The organism is Amphritea atlantica (assembly GCF_900111095.1).
Lineage (GTDB): Bacteria > Pseudomonadota > Gammaproteobacteria > Pseudomonadales > Balneatricaceae > Amphritea > Amphritea atlantica.
The window spans coordinates 169,277-193,245 of the sequence record NZ_FOGB01000009.1 but is presented as its reverse complement, the minus strand read 5'-3'; the positions used below and the strand labels follow the sequence as shown (position 1 = coordinate 193,245).

General features: G+C 51.3%; 26 protein-coding genes. 23 read left to right on the top strand and 3 right to left on the bottom strand.

Going from position 1 to position 23,969, the window contains the following annotated elements; genetic code table 11:
- The first annotated feature begins 134 nt into the window (after positions 1 to 134).
- The 4 genes from BMY09_RS15265 (at position 135) to BMY09_RS15250 (ending at position 4,841) form a co-directional block, all read left to right on the top strand.
- Positions 135 to 1,580 carry an aldehyde dehydrogenase family protein gene (locus tag BMY09_RS15265; RefSeq protein WP_091360064.1) on the top strand — a complete coding sequence of 482 codons (1,446 nt, stop codon included), beginning with the start codon at positions 135 to 137 and terminating at the stop codon, positions 1,578 to 1,580.
- Between the two features lie 45 nt (positions 1,581 to 1,625).
- The gene (locus BMY09_RS15260; RefSeq protein ID WP_175483559.1) at positions 1,626 to 2,621 is read left to right on the top strand and encodes a dipeptidase; all 996 of its coding nucleotides are present in this window, start codon (positions 1,626 to 1,628) and stop codon (positions 2,619 to 2,621) included.
- Between the two features lie 89 nt (positions 2,622 to 2,710).
- Positions 2,711 to 4,291, top strand: coding sequence for a BCCT family transporter (locus BMY09_RS15255; RefSeq protein WP_091360062.1), 1,581 nt, complete (start codon positions 2,711 to 2,713; stop codon positions 4,289 to 4,291).
- A gap of 169 nt (positions 4,292 to 4,460) precedes the next feature.
- Positions 4,461 to 4,841, top strand: a complete 381-nt coding sequence (locus BMY09_RS15250) for a RidA family protein (RefSeq protein ID WP_091360061.1) — start codon at positions 4,461 to 4,463, stop codon at positions 4,839 to 4,841.
- Positions 4,842 to 4,920: 79 nt separating this feature from the next.
- Here the strand turns inward: BMY09_RS15250 and BMY09_RS15245 are convergent, their stop codons facing one another.
- Positions 4,921 to 5,460 carry a VF530 family protein gene (locus tag BMY09_RS15245; RefSeq protein ID WP_091360059.1) on the bottom strand — a complete coding sequence of 180 codons (540 nt, stop codon included), beginning with the start codon at positions 5,458 to 5,460 and terminating at the stop codon, positions 4,921 to 4,923.
- Between the two features lie 261 nt (positions 5,461 to 5,721).
- Between BMY09_RS15245 and folX the strand changes: the two genes are divergently transcribed.
- On the top strand, positions 5,722 to 6,090 hold the full coding sequence (gene folX / locus BMY09_RS15240; RefSeq protein ID WP_091360057.1) for a dihydroneopterin triphosphate 2'-epimerase: 369 nt from the start codon (positions 5,722 to 5,724) through the stop codon (positions 6,088 to 6,090).
- 12 nt (positions 6,091 to 6,102) lie between these two features.
- On the opposite strand, the gene BMY09_RS15235 is transcribed toward folX, so the two are convergent.
- Positions 6,103 to 7,107, bottom strand: a complete 1,005-nt coding sequence (locus tag BMY09_RS15235) for an AraC family transcriptional regulator (RefSeq protein ID WP_217647453.1) — start codon at positions 7,105 to 7,107, stop codon at positions 6,103 to 6,105.
- Between the two features lie 318 nt (positions 7,108 to 7,425).
- On the opposite strand from BMY09_RS15235, the gene BMY09_RS15230 reads away from it, so the two are divergent.
- The 12 genes from BMY09_RS15230 (at position 7,426) to BMY09_RS15175 (ending at position 18,490) form a co-directional block, all read left to right on the top strand.
- Entirely contained in the window at positions 7,426 to 8,676 is a 1,251-nt protein-coding gene (locus BMY09_RS15230) for a dienelactone hydrolase family protein (RefSeq protein WP_091360056.1), read from the top strand.
- On the top strand, positions 8,673 to 9,461 hold the full coding sequence (locus BMY09_RS15225; protein WP_091360054.1) for an SDR family oxidoreductase: 789 nt from the start codon (positions 8,673 to 8,675) through the stop codon (positions 9,459 to 9,461). The genes BMY09_RS15230 and BMY09_RS15225 overlap by 4 nt, the downstream gene beginning before the upstream one ends.
- 34 nt (positions 9,462 to 9,495) lie before the next feature.
- Positions 9,496 to 10,737: a styrene monooxygenase/indole monooxygenase family protein gene (locus BMY09_RS15220; RefSeq protein ID WP_091360053.1), complete on the top strand. Its 1,242-nt coding sequence runs from the start codon at positions 9,496 to 9,498 to the stop codon at positions 10,735 to 10,737.
- A 1-nt stretch (position 10,738) separates the two neighbouring features.
- A complete protein-coding gene (locus BMY09_RS15215; RefSeq protein ID WP_091360051.1) occupies positions 10,739 to 11,269 on the top strand; it encodes a flavin reductase family protein in 531 nt (176 codons plus the stop codon).
- Positions 11,270 to 11,335: 66 nt separating this feature from the next.
- Positions 11,336 to 12,226 (top strand): SphA family protein, encoded by an 891-nt coding sequence (locus BMY09_RS15210; protein ID WP_091360049.1) that lies wholly within the window; start codon positions 11,336 to 11,338, stop codon positions 12,224 to 12,226.
- Between the two features lie 29 nt (positions 12,227 to 12,255).
- A complete protein-coding gene (antA, locus tag BMY09_RS15205) occupies positions 12,256 to 13,650 on the top strand; it encodes an anthranilate 1,2-dioxygenase large subunit (RefSeq protein WP_091360048.1) in 1,395 nt (464 codons plus the stop codon).
- On the top strand, positions 13,650 to 14,153 hold the full coding sequence (gene antB, locus BMY09_RS15200) for an anthranilate 1,2-dioxygenase small subunit (RefSeq protein WP_091360046.1): 504 nt from the start codon (positions 13,650 to 13,652) through the stop codon (positions 14,151 to 14,153). The genes antA and antB overlap by 1 nt, the downstream gene beginning before the upstream one ends.
- A gap of 135 nt (positions 14,154 to 14,288) precedes the next feature.
- Positions 14,289 to 15,308 carry an anthranilate 1,2-dioxygenase electron transfer component AntC gene (antC, locus tag BMY09_RS15195; protein ID WP_091360044.1) on the top strand — a complete coding sequence of 340 codons (1,020 nt, stop codon included), beginning with the start codon at positions 14,289 to 14,291 and terminating at the stop codon, positions 15,306 to 15,308.
- A gap of 301 nt (positions 15,309 to 15,609) precedes the next feature.
- Complete coding sequence (locus BMY09_RS15190) at positions 15,610 to 16,191, top strand: aminodeoxychorismate/anthranilate synthase component II (RefSeq protein WP_091360042.1); 582 nt, start codon at positions 15,610 to 15,612, stop codon at positions 16,189 to 16,191.
- A 10-nt stretch (positions 16,192 to 16,201) separates the two neighbouring features.
- Positions 16,202 to 17,236: an anthranilate phosphoribosyltransferase gene (gene trpD / locus BMY09_RS15185; protein WP_091360039.1), complete on the top strand. Its 1,035-nt coding sequence runs from the start codon at positions 16,202 to 16,204 to the stop codon at positions 17,234 to 17,236.
- Between the two features lie 6 nt (positions 17,237 to 17,242).
- A complete protein-coding gene (gene trpC / locus BMY09_RS15180; RefSeq protein ID WP_091360037.1) occupies positions 17,243 to 18,055 on the top strand; it encodes an indole-3-glycerol phosphate synthase TrpC in 813 nt (270 codons plus the stop codon).
- A gap of 27 nt (positions 18,056 to 18,082) precedes the next feature.
- Positions 18,083 to 18,490: an OsmC family protein gene (locus BMY09_RS15175; RefSeq protein ID WP_091360036.1), complete on the top strand. Its 408-nt coding sequence runs from the start codon at positions 18,083 to 18,085 to the stop codon at positions 18,488 to 18,490.
- A gap of 162 nt (positions 18,491 to 18,652) precedes the next feature.
- Here BMY09_RS15175 and BMY09_RS15170 read toward each other — a convergent pair whose 3' ends face one another.
- Positions 18,653 to 19,219: a cysteine hydrolase family protein gene (locus BMY09_RS15170; protein ID WP_091360034.1), complete on the bottom strand. Its 567-nt coding sequence runs from the start codon at positions 19,217 to 19,219 to the stop codon at positions 18,653 to 18,655.
- A gap of 129 nt (positions 19,220 to 19,348) precedes the next feature.
- Here BMY09_RS15170 and BMY09_RS15165 point away from each other — a divergent pair, with 129 nt between their 5' ends.
- The 6 genes from BMY09_RS15165 (at position 19,349) to dnaB (ending at position 23,870) form a co-directional block, all read left to right on the top strand.
- The gene (locus BMY09_RS15165; protein WP_091360033.1) at positions 19,349 to 20,290 is read left to right on the top strand and encodes a GlxA family transcriptional regulator; all 942 of its coding nucleotides are present in this window, start codon (positions 19,349 to 19,351) and stop codon (positions 20,288 to 20,290) included.
- A gap of 136 nt (positions 20,291 to 20,426) precedes the next feature.
- The gene (locus tag BMY09_RS15160; RefSeq protein WP_091360030.1) at positions 20,427 to 20,903 is read left to right on the top strand and encodes a hypothetical protein; all 477 of its coding nucleotides are present in this window, start codon (positions 20,427 to 20,429) and stop codon (positions 20,901 to 20,903) included.
- Positions 20,904 to 21,078: 175 nt separating this feature from the next.
- Entirely contained in the window at positions 21,079 to 21,522 is a 444-nt protein-coding gene (gene rpsF, locus BMY09_RS15155) for a 30S ribosomal protein S6 (RefSeq protein WP_091360029.1), read from the top strand.
- A 32-nt stretch (positions 21,523 to 21,554) separates the two neighbouring features.
- A complete protein-coding gene (gene rpsR / locus BMY09_RS15150; protein WP_019622438.1) occupies positions 21,555 to 21,782 on the top strand; it encodes a 30S ribosomal protein S18 in 228 nt (75 codons plus the stop codon).
- A gap of 119 nt (positions 21,783 to 21,901) precedes the next feature.
- Positions 21,902 to 22,348 carry a 50S ribosomal protein L9 gene (gene rplI / locus BMY09_RS15145; protein WP_091360027.1) on the top strand — a complete coding sequence of 149 codons (447 nt, stop codon included), beginning with the start codon at positions 21,902 to 21,904 and terminating at the stop codon, positions 22,346 to 22,348.
- A gap of 139 nt (positions 22,349 to 22,487) precedes the next feature.
- Complete coding sequence (gene dnaB, locus BMY09_RS15140; protein ID WP_091360025.1) at positions 22,488 to 23,870, top strand: replicative DNA helicase; 1,383 nt, start codon at positions 22,488 to 22,490, stop codon at positions 23,868 to 23,870.
- Positions 23,871 to 23,969: the final 99 nt, after the last annotated feature.

Genomic DNA, 23,969 nt, shown 5'->3' with positions numbered 1-23,969 from the left:
GGCATATCCCTCAGATGCATCGGGAGTCGTTGATAAAGTTTGATAAGGAGGCCTTATCAGTAGATATTATTTATTAATTATTCTTATTAAAGCACAGGGCCTATGATTGATCCATCTACATTCAGGAGGTCGATATGTCTGATTCAGTTTTTCGCAATTACATTGCAGGTGAGTGGGTTGAGGGTAATAAGGGTCAGGTGATAAATATCAGCCCGGCCGATATCAGCGATGTGATTGGCAACTATGCTCAGGCCGATAAGGTGCAGACTGAGGCGGCGATTGCGGCGGCAGCTGTCGGTCAGGCTGAGTGGGCAAAGAGTGGTCTGGAGCAACGTTACTCAGTATTAATGGCGATTGGCGATGAGCTGATCGCCCGTAAAGATGAGTTGGGTGAGCTGCTGGCCCGGGAAGAGGGCAAGACACTGGCGGAAGGAGTGGGTGAAACCTATCGTTCAGGTCAGTTTTTCCACTATTACGCGGCAGAAGTACTTCGCCAGATGGGCGAGACTGCTGACTCTGTGCGTCCCGGTATTGAGATTGAAACCCGTCGGGAACCGGTGGGTGTAGTCGGTATTATCACGCCCTGGAATTTTCCTACCGCTACCGGTGCCTGGAAGATCGCTCCGGCGCTGGCTTTTGGTAACGCTGTTGTCTGGAAACCCGCTAATCAGGTACCCGCATCAGCCTGGGCGCTGACTGAAATCATCTCACGACAGGGACTGCCTGCCGGAACGTTTAATCTGGTGATGGGGCCGGGTTCAGAAGTGGGTGATGTGCTGATCAATTCCCGCGGCATTAACGCGCTGACCTTTACCGGTTCTCTTGAAACGGGTCGTAAAGTGGCTGCTGCTACTGCGATCAATCTGGTCAAGTGTCAGTTGGAAATGGGCAGTAAAAATGCACTGGTTGTGCTCGATGATGCGGATCTGGATAACGCAGTCGAATGTGCGGTGGGTGGCGCTTTTGGTGGTACGGGGCAGAAGTGTACCGCGTCTTCCCGCCTGATCGTCACTGAAGGGATTCATGACCGTTTCGTTGAGGCGATGATAGAGCGTATGAAGAAACTGGTTGTCGGTCATCCACTGAAACCCGGGGTCCATATCGGGGCCGTGGCTGATGCCCGACAGATGGAGCAAAACCTTCACTATCTTGAGATCGCTAAGAAAGAGGGCGGCAACCTCATATTCGGTGGCGAAGTGCTGACTGAGGAGACGGAAGGTTACTACATGCAGCCGGCACTGTTCACTGAAACCACAAATCAAATGACCATTAACCGTGAAGAAGCGTTTGCCCCGATCGCCAGTATTATCCGGGTTAAAGATTATAACGAAGCGTTGGCAACCCTGAATGATACCAACTTCGGTCTGACCGGCGGTATCTGCACAGAGTCTTTGAAATACGCGACAGATTTCAAACGTAACGCCAAAACTGGTTGTGTGATGGTAAACCTCCCAACGGCGGGAACTGATTACCATGTGCCGTTTGGTGGCCGTAAAGATTCAAGCTTCGGGCCGCGGGAACAGGGTAGTTATGCTAAAGAGTTTTATACCGTCGTTAAGACTACCTATATCCGTGGTTAACGGAGGCGACTAATGCAATCAATACAAGAACAACACGCTCAGGCACTGCATTCAGAGTTGATCGTTATCGACGGCCTGCAGTACTCCAACTGGGACCGGAAGATCTTCGAACAGCTGCGTGAAGGTGGCGTAACGATGGTGCATGCCACCATTGTTTATCACGAACAGATCAGGGAAACGCTGACCCGCATTGCCGAGTGGAATCGTCTGTTCGAACTGAACAGTGATCTGATCATGCCGGTGCGCAGTGCCGCGGATATCCGCCTGGCAAAGCAGTTGGGTAAGGTTGGCATCATGTTCGGCGCGCAAAACTGCTCTCCCATTGAGGATGATATCGGCATGATTGAGGTGATGCGTGAGCTGAATCTGATGATCATGCAGCTGACCTATAACAATCAGAGCCTGCTTGCCTGTGGTTGTTATGAGGCAGAAGACAGTGGTGTTACCCGCTTTGGGCGTCAGGCGATTAAAGAGATGAACCGGGTGGGCATGATTGTCGATATGAGCCACAGCGGTGAGCGCAGCACACTGGATGCGATCAAAATCTCTGATCGTCCCATTGTCATCTCCCATGCAAATCCGCTCAGTTTTCATGAAGCAAAGCGGAATAAATCAGATCGGGTGCTCCGGGCTCTGGGAGAGTCCGGAGGGTTATTAGGCTTCAGTCTGTATCCATTTCATCTGAAAAATGGCCCGGACTGCACCCTCGGTGACTTCTGTGACATGGTCGCCAGCACCGCCGATATGATGGGCATTGATCAGATCGGTATCGGCACCGATCTGTGTCAGGAGCAACCTCTTTCTGTCCTGGAATGGATGCGAAATGGACGCTGGTCAAAGTCTATGGATTATGGCGAAGGTTCAAAAAGTAATGCCGACTGGCCGCGACCGCTGTCCTGGTTTCGGGATAGCAGAGACTTCCCGAATCTGACGAATGGACTACTGGAGCGGGGGTTTAGCCGTGAGGATGTGGCCAAAATCATGGGTTTGAACTGGCTGAACTTTCTGGACGCCGGGCTTAAACCGCATTCAACTTTTTAAAGTGTCTATGGCTCAGACCTTGAGAGTTCTGCCTGAGCCATAGGTTTACCTGATAACGAATAAATATAATGATCCGTCAGGAGACTACAATGAATCATACAACGCAAACGGCTGTTGCCGGGCAACAGATATGCAATAACGAGGCTGAGATGGCCGGAAAAAAATTACTGGCAGGTGTTGATCTTCCAGTATTTCTGATCAGTGGTGGTGTGCTGGTACTGTTTGCCGTACTGGCTCTTTATGATATTGAGATGATGTCTGGCTGGGTTAACGCCGCCTTTGCTACCTCCACTAAATATTTCGGTGCTTACTGGCAGATTTTGCTGCTACTAACCTTTGTGATCGGCCTGTTTCTGACGCTGGGACGCACCGGATCAGTGGTGTTGGGCGGCGTGAAAGTCCCCGAGATGCCGCTGTTTCAGTGGGTTTCTGTGATTATGTGTACTTTGCTGGCGGGTGGCGGAGTATTCTGGGCTGCTGCTGAGCCGATGGCGCATTTTACCTCGGCGCCGCCGCTTTTTGCGGCTACTGAAGCGGGTACTGCTCAGGCTGCTTATAACGCCCTGGCGCAGAGTTTTATGCACTGGGGATTTCTGGCCTGGGCAATACTGGGAAGCCTGACCGGTATTGTGTTTATGTACCTGCATTATGAAAAAGGGTTGCCTCTTAAACCCCGCACGCTGCTGTACCCGGTTTTTGGTGACAAAGTGATGAGCGGTCCTCTGGGCGCTATTGTCGACTCCAGCTGCGTGCTGGCAGTGGTTGCAGGCACTGTTGGTCCAATCGGTTTTCTTGGGTTACAGGTCAGCTTTGGTCTGGAGAAACTGTTTGGCATTCCCAATACCTATTCAACTCAGTTGATGATCCTCGCAGGTCTGATCGGTATCTATACCCTTTCTGCGGTGAGTGGCGTCACCAAAGGTATTCAGATTCTTAGCCGGGCTAACGTTATTCTGGCGGTTATTTTGATGGCGTTTATCCTGGTCTTTGGCCCGACAGCATTTATTATTGATGGTTTCCTGCAATCCTTTGGGGTCTATCTGGATCAGTTTATTCCGATGGCAACGTTCCGGGCTGATACCGGCTGGCTGGACTGGTGGACTGTGTTCTTCTGGGGCTGGTTTCTGGGCTATGGGCCTTTGATGGCGATGTTTGTTGCACGTATCTCCAAAGGTCGTACCATCCGCGAGATGATCCTGCTGATCTCTGTCGTGGCTCCGGTAATCACCTGTTTCTGGTTTACGATTGTTGGCGGCAGTGGGCTGGCTTATGAGTTGGCGAATCCCGGAGTGATCTCTGAGCCCTTTACCGGATTCAATCTTCCTGCTGCGTTACTGGCGATTACTGAGCAGTTGCCGATGGGCTTTATGATCTCCGTGCTGTTTTTGATTCTGACAACGATCTTTGTGGCGACTACCGGTGACTCAATGACCTATGCCGTTTCTATGGTGATGACCGGTACCGATCATCCACAAAGTTCGGTCAGAGTTTTCTGGGGTATCATGATGGGGGTTGTTGCAGCTCTGCTGATCTCCATAGGTTCTGGCGGTATCTCTGCGCTGCAGTCATTTATTGTGGTGACTGCGGTGCCCGTCTCGCTGGTGTTGCTGCCTTCGCTTTGGACCGCCCCTCAGATAGCCCGCAAAATGGCGGACGAGCAGGGGCTTTAATTAATACGAAATCCTAGTCCGAACACTGTGTTTGTCCGAGTTCCGAGAAAGCGGACAGACACAGTGCCTGACTTTATTCTTGTTCTTATCGGACAAGCTGCACGGGCAACGCTCAGATAAGTACAGTGTTCGGACTTCAAATTGCTATTTTTTATATAAGTGAATTGCTATGAAACAAGCTGTAAAAACTGACCTGTTTGCCTCCAAAGCCCCGCTTGAGTGGGCGGTTATTGCCAATGGCCAGTTATCAACGGCACAGATCCCGATCAATGCTGAAGGTCAGGTTGTAGAGGGCGGAATTGAAGCTCAGGCGCGCCAGACCATGGAAAACTTTAAACACACCCTTGGTGCGGCAGAGCTGACTATGGATGATGTCACTCAGGTACTGATCTATGTTACCGATCGCGAGTATCTACCGGTGTTTAATCAGGTTTATGCGGAGTACTTTAACGCCCCCTATCCGAATCGTGCTGCAATGGTTGTCGCAGGGTTAGCCCGGGAAGAGATGCTTTGTGAAATTGTTGCATACGCTGCGGTTCCTGGCGCATGAGTCAAATAATGTCTGGCTAAGTCCGTTTAGCTGATAAAAACCGCCTTTGTAGGCGGTTTTTGTTGTTATAGACAGGTCATTATTTCCGCCACTTTGCCCATGGATCATCATCGTAGTCAGATGAGTGGTTCGGAGCATCAGATGATTTTCTTTCGGGTTTCCAGCGCTCCTGCTTATCCCGGGCGTTTTCCTGTTTGCTGGAATAGCCGCCGGGCTTTCTGTTTGCTTTATAGCTCTTGGTTTTGCCATGCTCGGCGGCTTTTTTCGCCTGCTTTTCCCGCATCCGCTCAGCATCTTCCAGACTCAGTTCTGCCGGTTCCCGGGGTGTCTGTCCTTCAGGAATAATCCGGTCTCTGGGTGACAGAGCAAACTGTTCAGATGACACTCTTGGCAGATTTTTAAACTTGTACAGGTAGAACAGTTCGACCTTCTCCCGCGCCCAGTCGGTCTTCTTGAGAAATTTAACACTCGACTCAATACTCGGGTTGGTTTTGAAACAGTTGATATTCAGATAGGCATAGAGAATCTCAAAACCGTAGTGATCAACTATCTGGGTGATCAGTTCTTTTAAACCCAGGCCGTGTAACGGATTATTTTTGTAGTTGATCTTATCGTTCATAATAATGTCCGCTAGTCGGTCGAAAAGTTTAAGGTTTCAGAGTGCGTCATCATACCTGTGACGGCTTAGACAATATAGCCAGGCACCGCTTCAATCGTTGTGCATAGTTGGTATTTATTATAATCGAGATGAACTAGCCAGGGGGATTGAACGTATTCAACCTTTGCAACCGGTAAGTGAAGCAACACGTCTGGAGACTTCATGCCGTTCTGTTAGACTGCCAGACAATAGAGATAAGAAAAAATCGACAAGGACTCAGCAATGCCATCAGTCAGTAATGCCATAATCCGAATTAAAAACCTGCGTTTGCGAACCTACATCGGTTTTAACCCGGAAGAGCGTGAGAAACTGCAGGATGTAGTGATCAATATTGAGATCCATTATCCGGCCGAAAAAGCGGCGATCACTGATGATGTAGAAAAAGCCCTGAACTATAAAGTGGTCTGTAAGGATATTATTCAACATGTAGAGGAGGGGCACTTTCTGCTGCTGGAAAAGCTGGTGGGAGATGTGTTGGAGATCGCCACTGGCCACCCCTGGGTCACCTTTGCCAGCGTCACTATTGATAAACCCCATGCCCTGCGGTTTGCGGATTCCGTGTCACTGACACTGGAGAAATACTGCGATTAAGCGGCTGGCCGATTATCTGCGTTTGGTTTCACTGGGGCGTTCGCCAAACATACGCGAATAGTCCTGACTAAAGCGTCCCATATGGGTGAATCCCCAGCGGATGGCGATCTCCGTTACCGATGACTCAGGATCCTGTTTCAGTAACTCTTCCCGTGCTCTCTGCAAGCGGACAGTGCGCAGGTATTCCATTGGACTGGTTTGACGAAAATCTTTAAAACCCGCATACAGTGTGCGTACACTGACGCCCGCCATATCGGCCAGTATTCCCGGCGTTAGTGCTTCATCAGCGTGACTCTCGATATACTCCTCAACCTTTTTAACATGTCGTGGAGCCAGGCTCCGGTCGGGTGTGTTCATGGCGTCGGTGTAGTTGTGGGGTTGGATAGAGATGAGGGTGTTGATGATCAGTTGTTCAAGCTGCAGGGCGATGGTGGGTTGAGTTGTAATCGAGGGCTGATCCTGTAGCAGATGTGCCAGATACATCATCATGTTGCGCCAGACCGGGTTTCGGTGCCAGTTCATATCGGGCTTAAATCGGAGGGGCCCTCGTACTGATCGTCCCAGAATCTGACTGCAGGCCAGTTCCACAGAGTGCCTGTCAATCCTGAACATCAGCTGGTCGCAATCCTCGCTCCAGATCATTGTCAGTGGATCTGACGGGTTAAGAATGGAGGCGGTGTCTTTATCGGTAGAAACGACATTGCTACCGCTGTAGATGTCTGCCTGACCACTGACCGGCATCTGAATCAGATAAAACTGTTCCAGATTGCCTGGGTCGATAACCACTTCGGCACCATATTTAAGCCGGTTGAAGCGGACATTTCCCAGTGCGACGGAGTGTAATCGGGCATCAAGTTTGGATCCCCGTCCATGGATGTCCAGCAGATGCGGTTTATACATCGCTGAGACCTCTTCCCTGACCTGTTCCAGCGTACCCGAACTGAAGACTAATCGCTCGGGGTCACCTTTAAGTGCATCTCTCAGCCAGGGAGACAACGTTAAGTCGGAAGACATCATTTACTACCCTATTTTTATTAATCTAAGTCAATAGATGGTCTCTTATATATTGCATATTGATGAATATAAATATAGTGGGGTTTCCCCGGGGTTTTGTCCAAATTTCACACACTCATCAATAATCTGCGCTAACTGGATAGTCGCTGCACAGACCGGATGGCCAGCGATTACGGGCCTTAGGCCGTTTTCATGAATCATTGAGCTAAATCATTTTTTTGCACCTTGTGGATAGTCGCCGCATTTTTCGGAGCGTATTTGCCTGCCTGATATTCGAGGATGAATAACGATCCAAGAAAAACAACATTCAGGAGGCGTGCTATGGGCACAATGATAGATATCCAGGCAAAAGACGGCAGTGGCAGTTTCAAAGGTTATCTGGCGGTACCCGCTGCGGGCGAGGGGCCCGGTATTGTCCTGCTGCAGGAGATATTTGGTATCAACGATACCATGCGTAAGGTCGCCGATTATTATGCAGAGGAGGGGTATGTAGTACTGGCGCCTGATCTGTTCTGGCGTCAGGAACCCGGCGTTGAGCTGGAATACAGCCCGGCAGAGTGGGAGAAGGCGTTCGGTTTTTATCAGGGCTTCGATCAGGATCTGGGCGTGGAGGATATCGACGCAGCGATCAGTGTTCTCAAAGGACGGTCTGAGTGCAGCGGCAGCGTTGGTGCACTGGGGTTCTGTCTGGGTGCCCGTTTGTCCTATCTGACCGCCTGTCGTTGTGATGTCGATGCGGCCGTCGGTTATTACGGTATGGGCATTGAAAACCATCTGCATGAGGCGGCGAATATCAGTGGCCGCCTGGTGCTGCACTTTGCCGGTAATGATGAGTACTGTCCGGAAGCCTCGCGCAACGCTATCTATGCGGCTCTGGGTGATCAGGAGCAGGTGGAACTGTATACCTATCCCGGCGTTGATCACGCGTTTGCCCGGGCGGGTTCAGAGCATTATGACAAACCTTCCGCTCTGATGGCGCATCAGCGTTCGGTCACCGCATTCCGTCAGGCGATTGGCCCGCATTACGATCTTTCCTACCTTTGGGATAAGCATTGTGAGTATGAGTTTGATACCCGCAATGTGGATGACACCATGGCAACCATGGTGGCTGAACCCTACGTCAACCATATCCCTAATATGACCGGTGGAGTGGGTTATAAAAATCTCTATCGCTTCTACAAAAATCATTTTGTTGATGTGAACCCTGCGGATACGGCGCTTATCCCTATCTCCCGCACCATCGGCGCAACTCAGATTGTTGATGAACTGCTCTTCACCTTTACCCATGACCGGGTCATCGACTGGATGCTGCCAGGCATTGAACCGACCGGAAAATACGTTGAAGTACCGCTGGTGGCGGTGGTCAAGTTCCGTGGCGATAAGCTGTATCACGAGCATATCTACTGGGACCAGGCCTCTGTACTGGTTCAGATTGGCAAGCTTGATCCTCAAGGCCTGCCAGTTGCCGGACGGGAGTCGGCGGCCAAGCTGCTGGATGAAACACTGCCTTCCAATACGCTGATGCCGAACTGGCCCGATAGTGAGGGGCTGGATCAGGGAGGTGCAAAATGAGCCAGTTTAACGACCGTAGTGTCATCGTAACCGGTGGCGCAACCCTGATCGGAGCCGCCGTTGCTGAGGTGTTTATCGAAGCGGGTGCGAGTGTCACCGTGATCGACATCGATACCGAGGCGGGTGTGGCACTGGCCGATCGTCTTGGTGCCAAAGCACAGTTTGTTGCAGCTGATATCACCGACGATGCTCAGTTAACCGCGGCAATACACAGTGCTGAAAGCCGCTTTGGTGGTGTTGATTATCTGATCAATCTGGCCTGCAGCTATCTGGATGAAGGGCAGGACTCTTCCCGGGCAGACTGGCTAACCGCTCTGGATATCAATGTGGTCAGCGCCGTGATGGCGGCTAATATCGCCCGTCCGCTGATGGTTAAACGGGGTGGCGGAGCCATCGTTAATTTCAGCAGCATCTCGTCACAGATCGCCCAGACTGGTCGCTGGCTCTATCCCGTCAGCAAAGCGGCGATCCGCCATCTGACCCGCAGCATGGCGATGGACTTTGCCGACGATGGCATCCGGGTGAACTCGGTTTCTCCGGGCTGGACCTGGTCCCGGGTGATCAATGAAGTCAGTGGCGGCAACCGGGCTAAGGCGGATCAGGTTGCCTCTGATTTCCATATGCTGGGGCGTCTGGGTGACCCCCGTGAAGTGGCCGAAGTGGTGCTGTTTCTCTGTTCTCCACAGGCCAGTTTTGTAACTGCCGCTGATTATGCGGTTGATGGTGGCTATGCCGCGATTGGTCCGGAACAGCGCAGCCCTGCAATCCCTAAACTCGCTGAATAAGCCAGCCATAAAAATAAAATCTGGAGTAAATGTTATGTCACGCAAAATCGCAATTATCGGTGCCGGTCAGTCCGGTCTGCAGACGGGTATTGGCCTTCTGAAAAAGGGTTACCAGGTCACCATGTTATCCAACCGGACCCAGGACGATATTCGTTCCGGCCGGGTCACCTCAAGTCAGTGTATGTTCGATATGGCACTGAATACCGAAAGAGAGCTGGGGCTTAACTTCTGGGAAAACGATTGCCCGCCGGTCGAGGGTATCGGCCTGACGGTGCCCAACCCCGAACGTCCGGGTGAAAAGCTGATCGACTGGGCGGCGCCTATTGACCACAAAGCGCAGTCGGTGGATCAGCGTCTGAAGATGCCGGTATGGATGGATGAGTTTGTTCGTCTGGGTGGCGAACTGGTGTTCCAGGATGCTGGCATTGACGAATTGGAAGCGCTGGCCGCTTCACACGATCTGGTGTTGCTGGCGGCGGGTAAAGGCGAGATCGTCCGTCAGTTTGAACGGGATGCTGAGCGTTCTGTGTTTGATAAACCACAACGGGCTCTGGCACTCACCTATGTACATGGCATGGAGCCTAAAAAAACGTTTTCCCGGGTAGCGTTTAATCTGATTCCCGGTGTCGGTGAATACTTCTGTTTTCCGGCTCTGACCCTGAGCGGTCCCTGCGAAATCATGGTGTTTGAGGGGATTCCGGGAGGTCCGATGGATTGCTGGGGCGATGTCGAAACCCCGCAACAACACCTGGCCCGCAGCCTGGAGATCCTCAATACCTACTGCCCATGGGAAGCGGAGCGTTGCAAAAATATTCAGCTCACCGATGACAATGGTGTACTGGCCGGTCGCTTCCCGCCAACAGTGCGCAAGCCGGTATTGACGCTGCCTTCCGGGCGTAAAGTGCTGGGTATGGCGGATGCGCTGGTGGTCAACGATCCCATTACGGGGCAGGGATCAAACAACGGCGCTAAATGCAGCAAGATCTATCTGGATTCTATCATCGACCGCGCAGACCAGGCGTTTGACGAAAACTGGATGAAGGATACCTTTGAAAAATACTGGGCTTACGCCGAGCAGGTGGTTAGCTGGACCAACAGTATCCTGCTGCCCCCTGAGGAGCATACCCTCAATCTGCTGGGCGCGGCTCAACAGTCTCCTGATCTGGCTAAGACCATTGCGAACGGTTTCAACAATCCAGTCAATCTGATGCCCTGGTGGACTAATGCAGACGCCTGTAATCAGGTGGTTGCTGAGTTCTTCAAGAAGGAGGCCTGAGATGACTGCGTCGAATACACAATCCATAAATGCTGCACCTGCCATTGAAGTCCCACTGATTGATACCCGGGAGCTGCGCAATACGTTTGGCATGTTCGCTACGGGTGTCACGGCGATTACCGCCGTTGGCGAGGACGATCAGTTGGTGGGGATTACCGCTAACTCGTTTTCATCCCTGTCGTTAGATCCGGCACTGATTCTGTGGAGTCTGGTGCTGACTTCACCCAGCGTGGCGGCGTTTGATGAGGGTAAATATTTCAATGTGAATATTCTCAGTCAGAGCCAGGAGGGGCTGGCAATGCAGCTGGCGACCCGCTCTGAAGATAAGTTTGCTGGCGTAGAGTATCGCCTGAGCCCTACCGGGGTGCCGCTGCTGAATGATGCATTGGCAACCCTGCAGTGTCAGGTGGAGTTTACCCGTGTTGCCGGTGATCACCTGCTGATCGTCGGCCGGGTGCTGGATTTTGACCGGGTCGATACGGGTGAGCCGCTGGTGTTCTATCGCGGTGGTTTTAAGCAGCTTTGTGACTGAAACAGATGCCACTGAGCCCGGCTGAGGTCGGGCTTTGATAATACTAATAATCAGGAATAACAACTCATGAAATGTACAGTTAACTATGCTATCGGATGCCTGATCGGGGCATCTTTAATCACAACACCGGTTCAGGCGACCGAGGGCGGTGGCTCGAACTACCCAATGGGGGCTGAAGATCTGTTGGTGGGTGCACTGCCTCCACCGGGTCTGTATCCGCTGATTTACGCTGAGCATTATGAGGCGGATGACTTTAAAGGCAATGATGGCAAAAGCTTGCCGATCAACTTCAATCTGAAAGCCGATGTGCTGGCGCCACGGCTGCTTTATGTCACCGATAAAACTTTGTTCGGTGGTCAGCTGGTGTTTGCCGGTTTGCTGCCGCTGGTTGATCTGGATGTCTCCGTCATGGGGATGAACGATAGCGAATCTGGTATTGGCGATCTCGATCTGACCGCCGCGCTGGCCTTCCATCACAGTCCTCAGTTTCATACCGCTATCGGTGTCGATGTTATCGCTCCCACCGGTGAATATGACTCATCCCGCCTGGCCAATATTGGCCGTAACTACTGGACTGTTCAGGGTATCTACGCCGCTTCTCACATTGATCCTGCCGGATTCAACTGGGGGGTGAAGGTGATGTATGACTACAACTTTGAAAACGATGATACCAACTATCGGTCGGGTCAGGAGCTGCACGCTGATTACTCCCTGGGTTACGGCGTATCACCCAACTGGGTGGTGGGGGTCGGTGGGTATGCCTACAAACAGATAACCGGTGATGAAGTTAATGGCACCGATATCGGCAATAAGGGACAGGCCTTCGCCATCGGTCCAGCGATTAAATATGACAACGGCAAAGGCTTCTTTTTATCCGTTAAGTATCAAAAAGAGATGGCGGTTGAAAACCGGCCTCAGGGTGATGCGTTCTGGATAAAAACGGTTGTGAAGTTTTAATCAATAAGCAGAGCCAGGAGACAGAAACAATGAATACTCATTCGAAACAAACACTGCTTGAGTGGCGCGATAAGGTTGAAAGCTGGACCGATTTCCGTCCCGAAGAAAATGTATACCGGGTGGCCCGCGAGATGTTCACCGATCGTGACCTGTTCGATATCGAAATGGATCTGATTTTTGAGAACACCTGGATCTATGCCTGCCATGAGAGTCAGATTGCCAACCCCCATGATTTTTTTACCATGCAGGCGGGTCGTCAGGCGATGATCATCACCCGTGATGCTAACGGTGAACTGAGTGCACTGATTAATGCCTGTCAGCATCGCGGTGCAACCCTGACCCGGGTATGTCGTGGTAATCAGTCCACTTTCACCTGTCCGTTTCATGCCTGGTGTTATAAGACCGACGGCCGGCTGGTGAAGGTTAAGGCACCCGGTGAATATCCTGATGACTTTGATAAATCCACCCGGGGGCTGCGAAAAGCGCTGATCAGCTCTTACAAAGGGTTTGTGTTTATCAATCTGAATACAGCCTGCACCGAGTCTCTGGAGGACTTCCTCGGTGATGCCCGCATCGGTTTTGACATGATGGTGGCTCAGTCAGAGAACGGTGAGCTGGAAGTGCTGCCAGGCTCTTCCTCCTATACCTTTGATGGTAACTGGAAGCTGCAGAACGAAAATGGTCTTGATGGTTATCACGTCAGTACTGTGCACTATAACTATGTTGCGACGGTGCAATACCGGCAGCAGCTGGAAACAGAAAAGCACGGTGCCGGCAAAAAAGTGCTCGACTATAGCAAACTGGGGGCGGGGGATAAGGAGACCGATGATGGTTGGTTTGCCTTTAACAACGGTCACACCATTCTTTTCAGTGATATGCCCAATCCAGAGGTTCGCCCTGGCTATGCCGCGGTTATGCCCCGTCTGATCGAAGAGTATGGCGAGAGTCGGGCGCAGTGGATGATGCACCGTCTACGCAACCTCAACATCTACCCGAGTCTGTTCTTTATGGACCAGATCAGTTCGCAGTTGCGGGTTGTCCGACCGGTTGCCTGGAATAAAACTGAAGTGCATAGCTTCTGCCTCGGCGTGAAAGGTGAGTCCGATGCCGACCGGGAAAACCGCATTCGTCAGTTTGAGGATTTCTTTAATGTCTCCGGTATGGGAACACCGGACGATCTGGTGGAGTTTCGCGAAGCTCAGAAAGGCTTTGAAGCGCGTCTGGAACGCTGGAATGACATCTCCCGTGGCTGTGATAAGTGGACCCGCGAGGCCACTGCGAACACCAAAGCGCTGGGGATTAATCCGGCTATCACCGGCACTGAGTTTACCCATGAAGGGCTCTACGTTAATCAGCACTCTACCTGGCAGCGTTACCTGCTGCAGGGGTTGGATCTTAAGCTGCAGCAACAGGAGGCAAAGTGATGACTAATGCAATGCAACACGCGGCTCTGCAGAGTATTGAGCAGTTTCTGTACCAGCAGTCTGAATATTGTGATCTCCAGCAGTGGGATGAATATCTGGCAACATTCGATGAAAACGCCGAATTTCACATCCCTCAATGGGACTCCGAGCATGTGCATACCACGGATCCTAAGCGGGAGATGTCACTGATCTACTATGCCACCCGGGCCGGTCTTGAAGACCGGGTGTTCCGCATCCGCACCGGTAAGTCGGCGGCCTGCACGCCGATGCCAAGAACGTTGCATCTGCTGAGCAATGTCCAGGGCGAGGAGCAAGCCGATGGCAACTGGAAAGTGAAGGTTAACTGGGTGACGCATTTTTACCGTTTCGGCGAGTCTGAAGCCTTCTTCGGCCGGGCAGAGTATACCCTTCGGCCAGACAGCGACAGTTGGAAAGTGCTACGTAAACAAGCAATTTTACTGAACGATAAGATTCGTCATGTGCTTGATTTCTATCACGTCTGATCGCGAGTCAGTCCGGTTATAAGATCGTCAGATCATAATGCAGAGCCCTCTTTTATCCCCTTCGGGGGGCTCTGCAACGGTCTGTCGTGTGTCAACTCCGGCCTTTGAACAGGTGAAGAGTTTGTGAGGTGTTATATGAATAAAGTGGCTTTGAATTTCAGTGATGGCCGCACCCGGTTTATCGGTGTTAATAGTGGAGAAACTGTGCTTGATGCAGCGCTGCGCCAGGGCATTACAATTCCGGTGGATTGCCGTGAGGGAGTCTGTGCTACCTGTAAAGGGCTCTGTAGCTCGGGCAACTATCAGCTTGAATATGTTGATGAGGATGCCCTGAGTGCTGCGGAGCTTAAGCAGGGCGGTGTTCTCACCTGCCAGATGCGGGTGGCATCCGATTGCGCGATAGCGTTTGATTTTGAGTCAACGCTCTGCACCAGCAGTGGCCCGGAAGAGCTGACAGCGGTGATTACCAACGTTGATCTGGTGTCTGAATCGGCCGCAGTCGTCTACATCGATGCTCAGGCACTGGGTGATCAACTGGATTTTCTGCCGGGGCAGTATGCTCATGTGAATGTTCCTGGCACTGACGAGTGGCGTTCCTACTCTTTTGCCTGCGCGCCTAATAAGACTAATCAGCTGCAGTTTCTGATCCGTCTTTTGCCCCAGGGGGTGATGAGTGATTATCTGCGTGAACGTGCCAACCCCGGTGACCGGATGAAACTTAAGGCGCCACTGGGAGCGTTCTATCTGCATCAGATAAAACGCCCGCTGATCTTTGTCGCCGGTGGAACCGGGCTGGCCGCGTTTCTCGGAATGCTTGATCAGCTGGTTGAGAATCCTGAACGTTGCGATCAGCCAATCACGCTGTTTTATGGTGTTACTCAGATGGCCGATCTGTGTGAGATCGAACGACTTCAGCAGTATGCCGAAAAGTTACCCGATTTCACTTGCCATAGCATCGTCATGAAAGAAAACGAGGACTGGCCGGGGACTGTTGGGGTGGTCACCGATCTGTTTGAGGATAGTCATTTCAACAACGGCGAGGTTGATCTCTACCTGTGTGGGCCACCGCCGATGGTGGACGCCGTAAAGGGCTGGCTGGATCAACGGGATATGGCCAATAGCACCATCCATTATGAGAAATTTTCCGCCAGTTAGTCCGCTTTAAACAGCACCTTTCATATTCTCTCATCGACTGTCACTTACAATGCCTGGATATCATAGTGATCGATATCCGGGTATTTCCCCTCAGGCTGTAAGTCATCTTTTCTTCTTTGACCCCTTTCGCTAACGCTTTTCATCGCTCATCAGTGTTATCCAGAATTAGCTTACTGTACTATAATCGGCTGTTCTTCGAGGCCATCTGCTGCTCAGTTTCGATTTCTTAGGTTTATAAACCGGGTAACCTGAATAAGGCTCGATGTTATTAATTATATAAATCAATAGGTTAAATATTGATATGTTGCTAATGATCGATAACTACGACTCGTTTACCTATAACGTCGTGCAATATCTGGGTGAGCTGGGCGCTGATGTTCAGGTGTATCGTAATGATGAAATTACCATTGAGCAGATCGAAGCCCTGAATCCCTCTCAACTGGTGATCTCTCCCGGTCCCTGTACGCCGAACGAGGCGGGTATCTCGGTGGCGGCGATCAAACATTTTGCCGGTAAACTGCCGATCTTTGGTATCTGTCTGGGACATCAGAGTATGGGGCAGGCCTTTGGCGGTGATGTGGTGCGTGCCCGTCAGGTGATGCATGGCAAGGTTTCACCGGTATATCATAACAATACAGGGGTCTTTGAAGGACTGGAAAATCCGGTATCGGTGACCCGCTATCACTCGCTGGTGATCGATAAAAATACTTTGCCAGACTGTCTGGAGATCACCGCCTGGACTCAGAATGATGATGGCTCTGTCGATGAGATCATGGGTGTGCGGCATAAAGAGCTGGATATTGAGGGGGTGCAGTTCCACCCAGAATCTATCCTCACTCAGCAGGGCCATGATCTGCTGCAAAACTTTTTGAATCGAGCATAAGGACGACACAATGGATATCAAAGAAGCGCTGGCGCGGGTAGTTGATCATATTGATCTGAGCCGTGACGAAATGGTTGAAGTGATGCGTCAGGTGATGACGGGTGAATGCTCTGAATCACAGATCGCCGGTTTTCTGGTGGCGCTGCGGATGAAGAGTGAATCGATTGACGAGATCACCGGTGCCGCCCAGGTGATGCGGGAACTGGCAACGCCGGTAAACGCCACCGCTGCACCGTTGGTCGATATTGTCGGTACCGGTGGCGATGGTGCAAACCTGTTTAACGTTTCGTCTGCCAGTGCTTTTGTTGCTGCAGCCTGTGGCGTTCATGTGGCCAAGCATGGTAACCGTGGGGTTTCCTCCAGCAGTGGCAGTGCTGATCTGCTGGAGCAAGCCGGCATTAACCTCGATCTGGGCGCGGATGCTGTAGCCCGCTGTATCGATGACGTTGGTGTCGGCTTTATGTTTGCACCGGGTTTTCATGGCGCGATGAAACATGCCATCGGCGCGCGCCGAGCCCTGGGCACCCGAACCATGTTTAATATTCTCGGCCCGATGACTAATCCGGCCGGAGCGCAGCGCCTGGTGATCGGTGTATTTACCAAAAAACTGTGTCGACCAATGGCTGAAGTGATGCAGCAACTGGGTGGCGAACACATCATGGTAGTACATGCGGATGACGGCCTGGATGAGATCAGCCTGGCAACCCATACCTATGTGGCTGAGCTGAAAGACGGTGAAATAACCGAATACCGTTTGTCACCAGAAGACCTCGGGATTGAAAGCCAGAGTCTGATCGGTCTGGTAATCGATAGCCCGGCTCAGTCGCTGGAGCTGATTAAAAAGGCATTCTCCGGTGCTGAAGATGTTGCAGTTAAGAAGGCGGCGTCTATGGTGGCACTGAATGCGGGAGCTGCGGTTTATCTGAGCGGTCTGGCTGCCAGCCATAAAGAGGGTGTGGCAAAAGCCCTGGAAGCGATCAACTCGGGCGCAGCACTGAAGAAAATGCAACAGCTGGCGGATTTCAGCCAGTCGCTGAAGGACTGAACAACGATGACCGATACACCCACCGTGCTGAAAAAAATAATTGCACGGAAATATGAAGAGATTGCTGAACGTCAGCCGGTAAAGAGTATTGCTGATTTGAAAGCGCAGATTGCTGATCAGCAGGGCAGCGCCACGGATCCCCGTGGTTTTGTCGCGAATATGGCGAAAACACTGGCTGAAGGGCGTTCTGCTATTATTGCGGAAGCGAAAAAAGCCAGCCCCTCCAAAGGCGTGATTCGTGATCCTTTTGTGCCAGCGGATATTGCCCGTTCCTACGAGGCGGGTGGTGCCAGCTGTCTGTCTGTACTCACCGATGCGGATTTCTTTCAGGGCAGCGAAGCTTTCCTGATGGAAGCGCGTGCCGCCTGTTCCCTGCCGGTTATTCGTAAGGATTTTATTGTTGATCCTTATCAGATTTATGAAGCCCGGGCGATCGGTGCTGACTGCATTTTGCTGATTGTGGCAGCACTGGAAGATGCGCAGATGGCTGACCTGAATGCCCTGGCACTGGAGCTGGGTATGGATGTGCTGATTGAGGTGCATAACCTGGCTGAACTGGAACGCTCTCTGCCGCTTGGTAATACGCTGGTGGGGATCAATAACCGTAATCTGCACACCTTTGAAGTGTCACTTGATCACACTTTTGAACTGCTGGATAGAGTGCCTGAGGATCGTATTGTCGTTACCGAAAGCGGCATTCTCTGCCGTGACGATGTCATCGCCATGCGTGAGCACAGGGTTGACAGCTTCCTCGTGGGGGAAGCCTTTATGCGGGCTGCAGATCCAGGTCAGAAGCTGGCCGAATTGTTCGCCAAATAATAATGATTGAAAGAAGATACTGAGACTATGCAAGCAAAAGTAAAATGGGATGGCGATGTCCGTTTCAAGGGAACCACCGGTTCCGGATTTGATATCACCATTGATGGCGAGCTGAAGCAGGGCCCACGCCCGATGGAGCTGATGTTGCTGGGTCTGGGTGGCTGCACCTCATATGATGTGATCGGTATTCTGAAAAAGACCCGTCAGGATGTGGTGGACTGCGTGGCGGAGATCGATGCTGAACGTGCCGATGCGGTACCTGCTGTGTTTACCAAAATCCATGTGAAATTCATTGTTTCCGGTCGCGGCCTGAACGAGAAAAAGGTTGAGCGTGCGGTAAAACTGTCGGCTGAGCAGTACTGCTCAGCATCCCTGATGCTGGAAAAGGGTGGCGTAGAGATTACCCATAGCTTTGAGATTGTTGAGGTGGAATAAGAGCCGTTGCTCGTTGCTCGATAAAAGCCTTCTTTGTATTTGTAGGAGCGGCTTCCAGCCGTGAATTGAAATTCTCACATATTTCTCGCGGCTGGAAGCCGCTCCTACAATTAAAATGGCTGTATTAATTGGGGGCAGTACAGCAGTCAACCCTAGCCCCAATTACTTCATTTCTTCCAGCAAAATCTCCGTATCTTCCACCCTTGCATAGGCAAATCCCAGTGCCGCCATAAATGAGGCGTGCACCTGCTCAGCGGGGATGGTGATGCCATTAAATTCCTGATCCATTGTTGCACAGGCGTCCTGAGCGACGGTGACGTTATACCCCAGATCCGCTGCGGCACGCACCCCGGCATCGATACACATATGGCTCATCGCGCCGGCCACAATCAGATTTTCTATATTCCGGCTTTTGAGGATCTCTTGCAGATCTGTTTCTTTAAAACTGTTTGCTGAGTGTTTCAAAATAACCGGTTCATCGTTTACAGCGGCAACGCTGCTGTGAATCTGAGCGCCCTGCGATCCCGGTGTAAAGAAGGGGGCTTCATCGGTTTCAAACTCATGGCGTACATGGATAACCGGCATCTGCTTCTGACGAAAAGCGGCCAGTAGTTTTGCGCCGTTATCCGTAGCGCGCTGAGTGTTAGTCAGTTCCCATTTGCCGCCGGGAAAATAGTCATTCTGAAAGTCGATTAACAGCAGTGCTGTGTTCGGCTGAACCTGTGTCATAGCGATACCTCTATCAATAATATTGGTTGATATGGCTATTATCTGTTGACTTTGCTCTCTATACTGGAGTCGTTTTTGACATATTAAGAGCAATAAGTGACATACAAGTAACATATAGCGTCGGTATTTATGAAAACAATCAACATTGCGGTTATCGACTATCCCGGAGGGATGAAATCCGCCATCGAAGGGTTATCTGAGCTGTTTGGCATGGCCAGTCGTTTGAGTGAGGAGCGACCAGAGGGAGTGCATTTTGAGATACGAGTGTTGCCGGGTGCTGAGTTAACCGATCTGTCAGCGGTTGTCACCGATACTCCGCAAGTGATTATTTTGCCTCCCTGCATTGAGGGTGGTTTTTATACCGACGAACAACCGGTTCTGAGTGAATGGCTGAAGTCGATGCACGCTGCAGGCGTATTGCTCTGTTCTGTCTGTGCCGGGGCTTTTATTCTGGCACAGACGGGATTGCTGAATCAGCGCGCGGCGACCACCCACTGGATGCTGGCTGATCGGCTAGCTCAACGGTTCCCCGACATCAGGGTGGATGACAGCAAAATACTGATTAATGATGGTGACCTGATCACTGCGGGAGGCTTGATGGCCTGGCTGGATCTGGGGTTGGAACTGGTGGCACAGTTTGGCAGTCCGGCGCTGATGCGCCAGTTAGGCAAGCACCTCGTGGTTGACACCGCCCCCCGTCAGCAACGTTACTACCGCTGTTTTATGCCACCATTTGATCATGGTGACCGGGCCGTTCTGAAGAGTCAGCACTATTTGCAAAGTCATAGTCAGGCCAGTGTGACGGTGAAGCAACTGGCTGAGGAGTGTCATCTGACGGAACGGACTTTTCTGCGCCGTTTTGTCCGGGCGACCGGGTATAAGCCAAAAGAGTATATCCAGCAGTTGCGCATCAGCAAAGCCTGCGACGCGCTTGAAAGCTCAGCTGATAGTATTGAGTTGATCGCGCTGAGTAGCGGATACGACGATGTCAGTGCCTTCAGAAAAGTGTTTATTAAGATCACCGGGCTGACGCCACGAGAGTTTCGGCGCCGCTTTAGTGCACAAACATGACCACCATCATGAATATTCGGTCAGTTGTCATCGTTTTTTGGCCCAGAGGTCGAATAAAAGGCTGAGATGCGTTAGCCTGCGATATTGTGAAAACTCATCCCTACAACACTGTTTCGCTATAATCAGGAGGATTGCGATGCTTTATAAAGGAGTGCTGCTGGCAACGCTGCTGGCTTCACCGATGGCCCTTGCCCAGCAGCCAGAGATCTATCTGCTTGGTGAGTTTACTTATAAAGGTACGCCCATCAGTAAAGCGGTGCTGCTGGAAGATAAGCGGGTTACCGATCTGGAACAGTGTCGCGATTTTGTTCACTATCAGATACGCGGCACCGAACGGGGTAAAAACTACTACCGTCACTATATCCGGGCGCAGAAAACCGGCGTGAACATCGTCCCCCGTTATACCTGTATTCAAACCCGTATGAAGGTCAGTGAATGGAATGACCATGATTTCTACGACAAGGTCTATCTGATCGATCTGCGTGATGGTCTGCAGTTTACTCAGTTTGAAGACACCAACAGTTGTTGGGCTGCCATTCGCAAAGATCCTGATAAACATACCAAAAAGCTGTTCTGCGCAAAAATGAGTCAGTCGATCTCTCCTGCCCGTTAATATCGGTTTGCAATACCTGAGGACAGAAATAGCGTAGATTTGTTTGTGTTTTATCGATCTTCGCGTATAATTTCGCCTCCCGTTGGCTATGCCATTGAGGAAACTAACTCTAACTCCTTGCTTTCTACCGTTTTTCGATGCGGCTGAAGGCTGTATAAACCGTAAGGAGCAATTAATGCGTCATTACGAAATCGTTTTTCTGGTTCACCCGAATCAGAGTGAGCAGGTTCCAGCTATGGTTGAGCGTTATACCAAGCTGATTGAAGAATCTGAAGGTAAAATCCACCGTCTGGAAGATTGGGGTCGTCGCCACCTGGCATACCCAATTAACAAGATCCATAAAGCTCACTACGTTCTGATGAACGTTGAGTGTGCTCAGGAAACTCTGGACGAGCTAACCAACATCTTCCGTTACAACGATGCGGTTATCCGTAACATGGTTGTTCGTCGTAAAGATGCGGTTACTGAAGTATCTCCAATTAAAGCTGCTGAAGGCCGTGAAGAGCGTCGTCCACGTCGCGAAGAGCGTTCTGAAAAGCCTGCTGAAGCGACTGAAGCACCTGCTGCAGAAGCTCCGGCTGCTGATGCGCCAGCTGCTGAAGAAGCTGCTGCCGAGTAATCGGTTTAACCCATATTTAGAGGAGATATACCATGGCTCGTTTTTTCCGTCGTAGAAAATTCTGCCGTTTTACCGCTGAAGGCGTTACTGAGATCGATTACAAAGATCTGGACACCCTGAAAGGTTACATTACTGAAACCGGTAAAATCGTACCTAGCCGTATCACTGGTACTAAGGCTCGTTATCAGCGTCAGCTGGCAACAGCTATTAAGCGTGCACGTTACGTTGCACTGCTGCCATACACTGACAGCCACCAGTAATAACGGTTAACCTGCGGCACATATTCAGGTATGTGAAATATGTGTGCAGGTGATTAAACAAGTTTCAGCCTGTGAGTGTCAGACGCTGACAGGCGAGAGTAAAAATAGAGGTTTGCGAGATGGAAGTTATCCTGCTCGAGAAAATTGGCAAACTGGGTAGCCTGGGTGACAAGGTAACCGTTAAGCGTGGTTACGGTCGTAACTACCTGCTTCCTTTTGGAAAAGCGGTTCCTGCTACAGCGGCTAATCTGGAAGCTTTTGAAGCACGTCGTGCTGAACTGGAATCTGCTGCATCTGAGAAGCTGAACTCTGCTCAGGCGCGTGCTGAACAACTGAACGAAATTGAACTGTCTATCGTTGCTAAAGCGGGCGAAGAGGGCAAGCTGTTCGGTTCTATCGGTACTGCAGATATCGCTGATGCGATCTCCGCTTCAGGTATCGAAGTTGCTAAGAGTGAAGTTCGTCTGCCAGAAGGTGCGCTGCGTACCACTGGTGAGTTCGAAGTTGCTATCCAGCTGCACCCAGAAGTGACTGCTACTGTCGGCATCGTTGTTGTTGGCGAGTAAGCACTGCTTTTGATCTGAATCTTTCAGATCAGCGGGTGAGTTAAGAAGCACTGCGTAGTATTATACTGCGCAGTGCTTTTTTCGTTTCAGGCCAAGGGGATCTGAAGCGGGTATTCTGTGTGTTGAGGTATAAAGTTTTATGGATTATCTGGATCCTGATTCAGCCGATATGGAGGGGGTAAAAGTTCCTCCTCACTCGCAGGAAGCTGAACAGTCCGTACTCGGCGGGCTGATGCTGGATAATAACGCCTGGGATGCGGTTTCAGAGATCGTGCTGGAAGATCAGTTTTACCGTCACGATCACCGGCTGATCTTTCGTACGATTGAGAAGCTGGTTAATAATATGCAGCCGATCGATGTGGTCACCATCTCTGAAGAGCTGGACCGCACCGGAAATCTGGATGCGGCGGGAGGGCTGGACTACCTGGTTGAACTGGCCCGAAATACCCCCAGCGCGTCTAATATCCGTGCCTATGCCGAGATCGTTCGTGACCGGGCGCTGTTGCGCAAGATGATTACCGTTGCCCACGAGATTGCCGAAAGCGCCTTTATGCCGGAAGGGCGTCCAGGTACGGATATCCTCAGTGAAGCGGAACAGAAGATCTTTCAGATCGCCGAGGATCGGCCCAACGAGGGTGGTCCTGTCGGCGTCAATCCGCTGCTGAAAAAAGCGGTGGATAAGATTGATGAACTGTTTAACTCCGAAGGCTCGATGACCGGAGTTACCACCGGGTTTGAAGAGTTGGATAAATCCACCGGAGGTTTGCAACCTTCCGACCTGATCATCGTGGCAGCCCGTCCCTCCATGGGTAAAACCACCTTTGCCATGAACCTGGTCGAAAATGCCCTGATGGCGCAGGATAAACCGGTACTGGTATTCAGCCTCGAGATGCCTGCCGACCAGTTGGTCACGCGGATGCTCTCCTCCCTTGGGCGGATCAACCAGACCCGGGTGCGTTCCGGTAAACTGGAAGAGGATGACTGGCCCCGTCTGACCACGGCTGTGAATATGTTGCGGGATAAGCCGCTGTTTATTGATGACACTGCCGGTATCAGCCCGACAGAGATGCGCAACCGTGCCCGGCGTATTGTTCGGGAACATGGTGATATCGCTCTGATCATGGTGGATTACCTTCAGTTGATGCAGCTGAAAGGGGGCAGTAGTGAGGGCCGTACAGCGGAGATTTCCGAGATCTCCCGCTCTCTCAAGGCGCTGGCTAAAGAGCTGGAATGCCCGGTTGTTGCGCTGTCGCAGCTCAACCGTGCGCTGGAGCAGCGACCCAATAAACGTCCTGTTAACTCAGACCTGCGGGAATCCGGTGCGATCGAGCAGGATGCCGACGTGATCATGTTTATCTACCGGGATGAGGTCTACAACGAGGACTCTCCGGATAAGGGCATAGCCGAGATCATCATTGGTAAGCAGCGTAATGGTCCTATCGGTAGTAATCGTCTGGCGTTTATTGGTCAGTTTACCAAGTTTGAGAACCTGGCTCCGATGGCCTATCAGGACTACGAATAGAAAGTCATCAGAGGCGTTGGCCCTGTGAAAAAAACCGCCATCTCTGGCGGTTTTTTTGCTTTCTGAGCGCTGCCCATCTGAAAACAGGGGATGTCAATA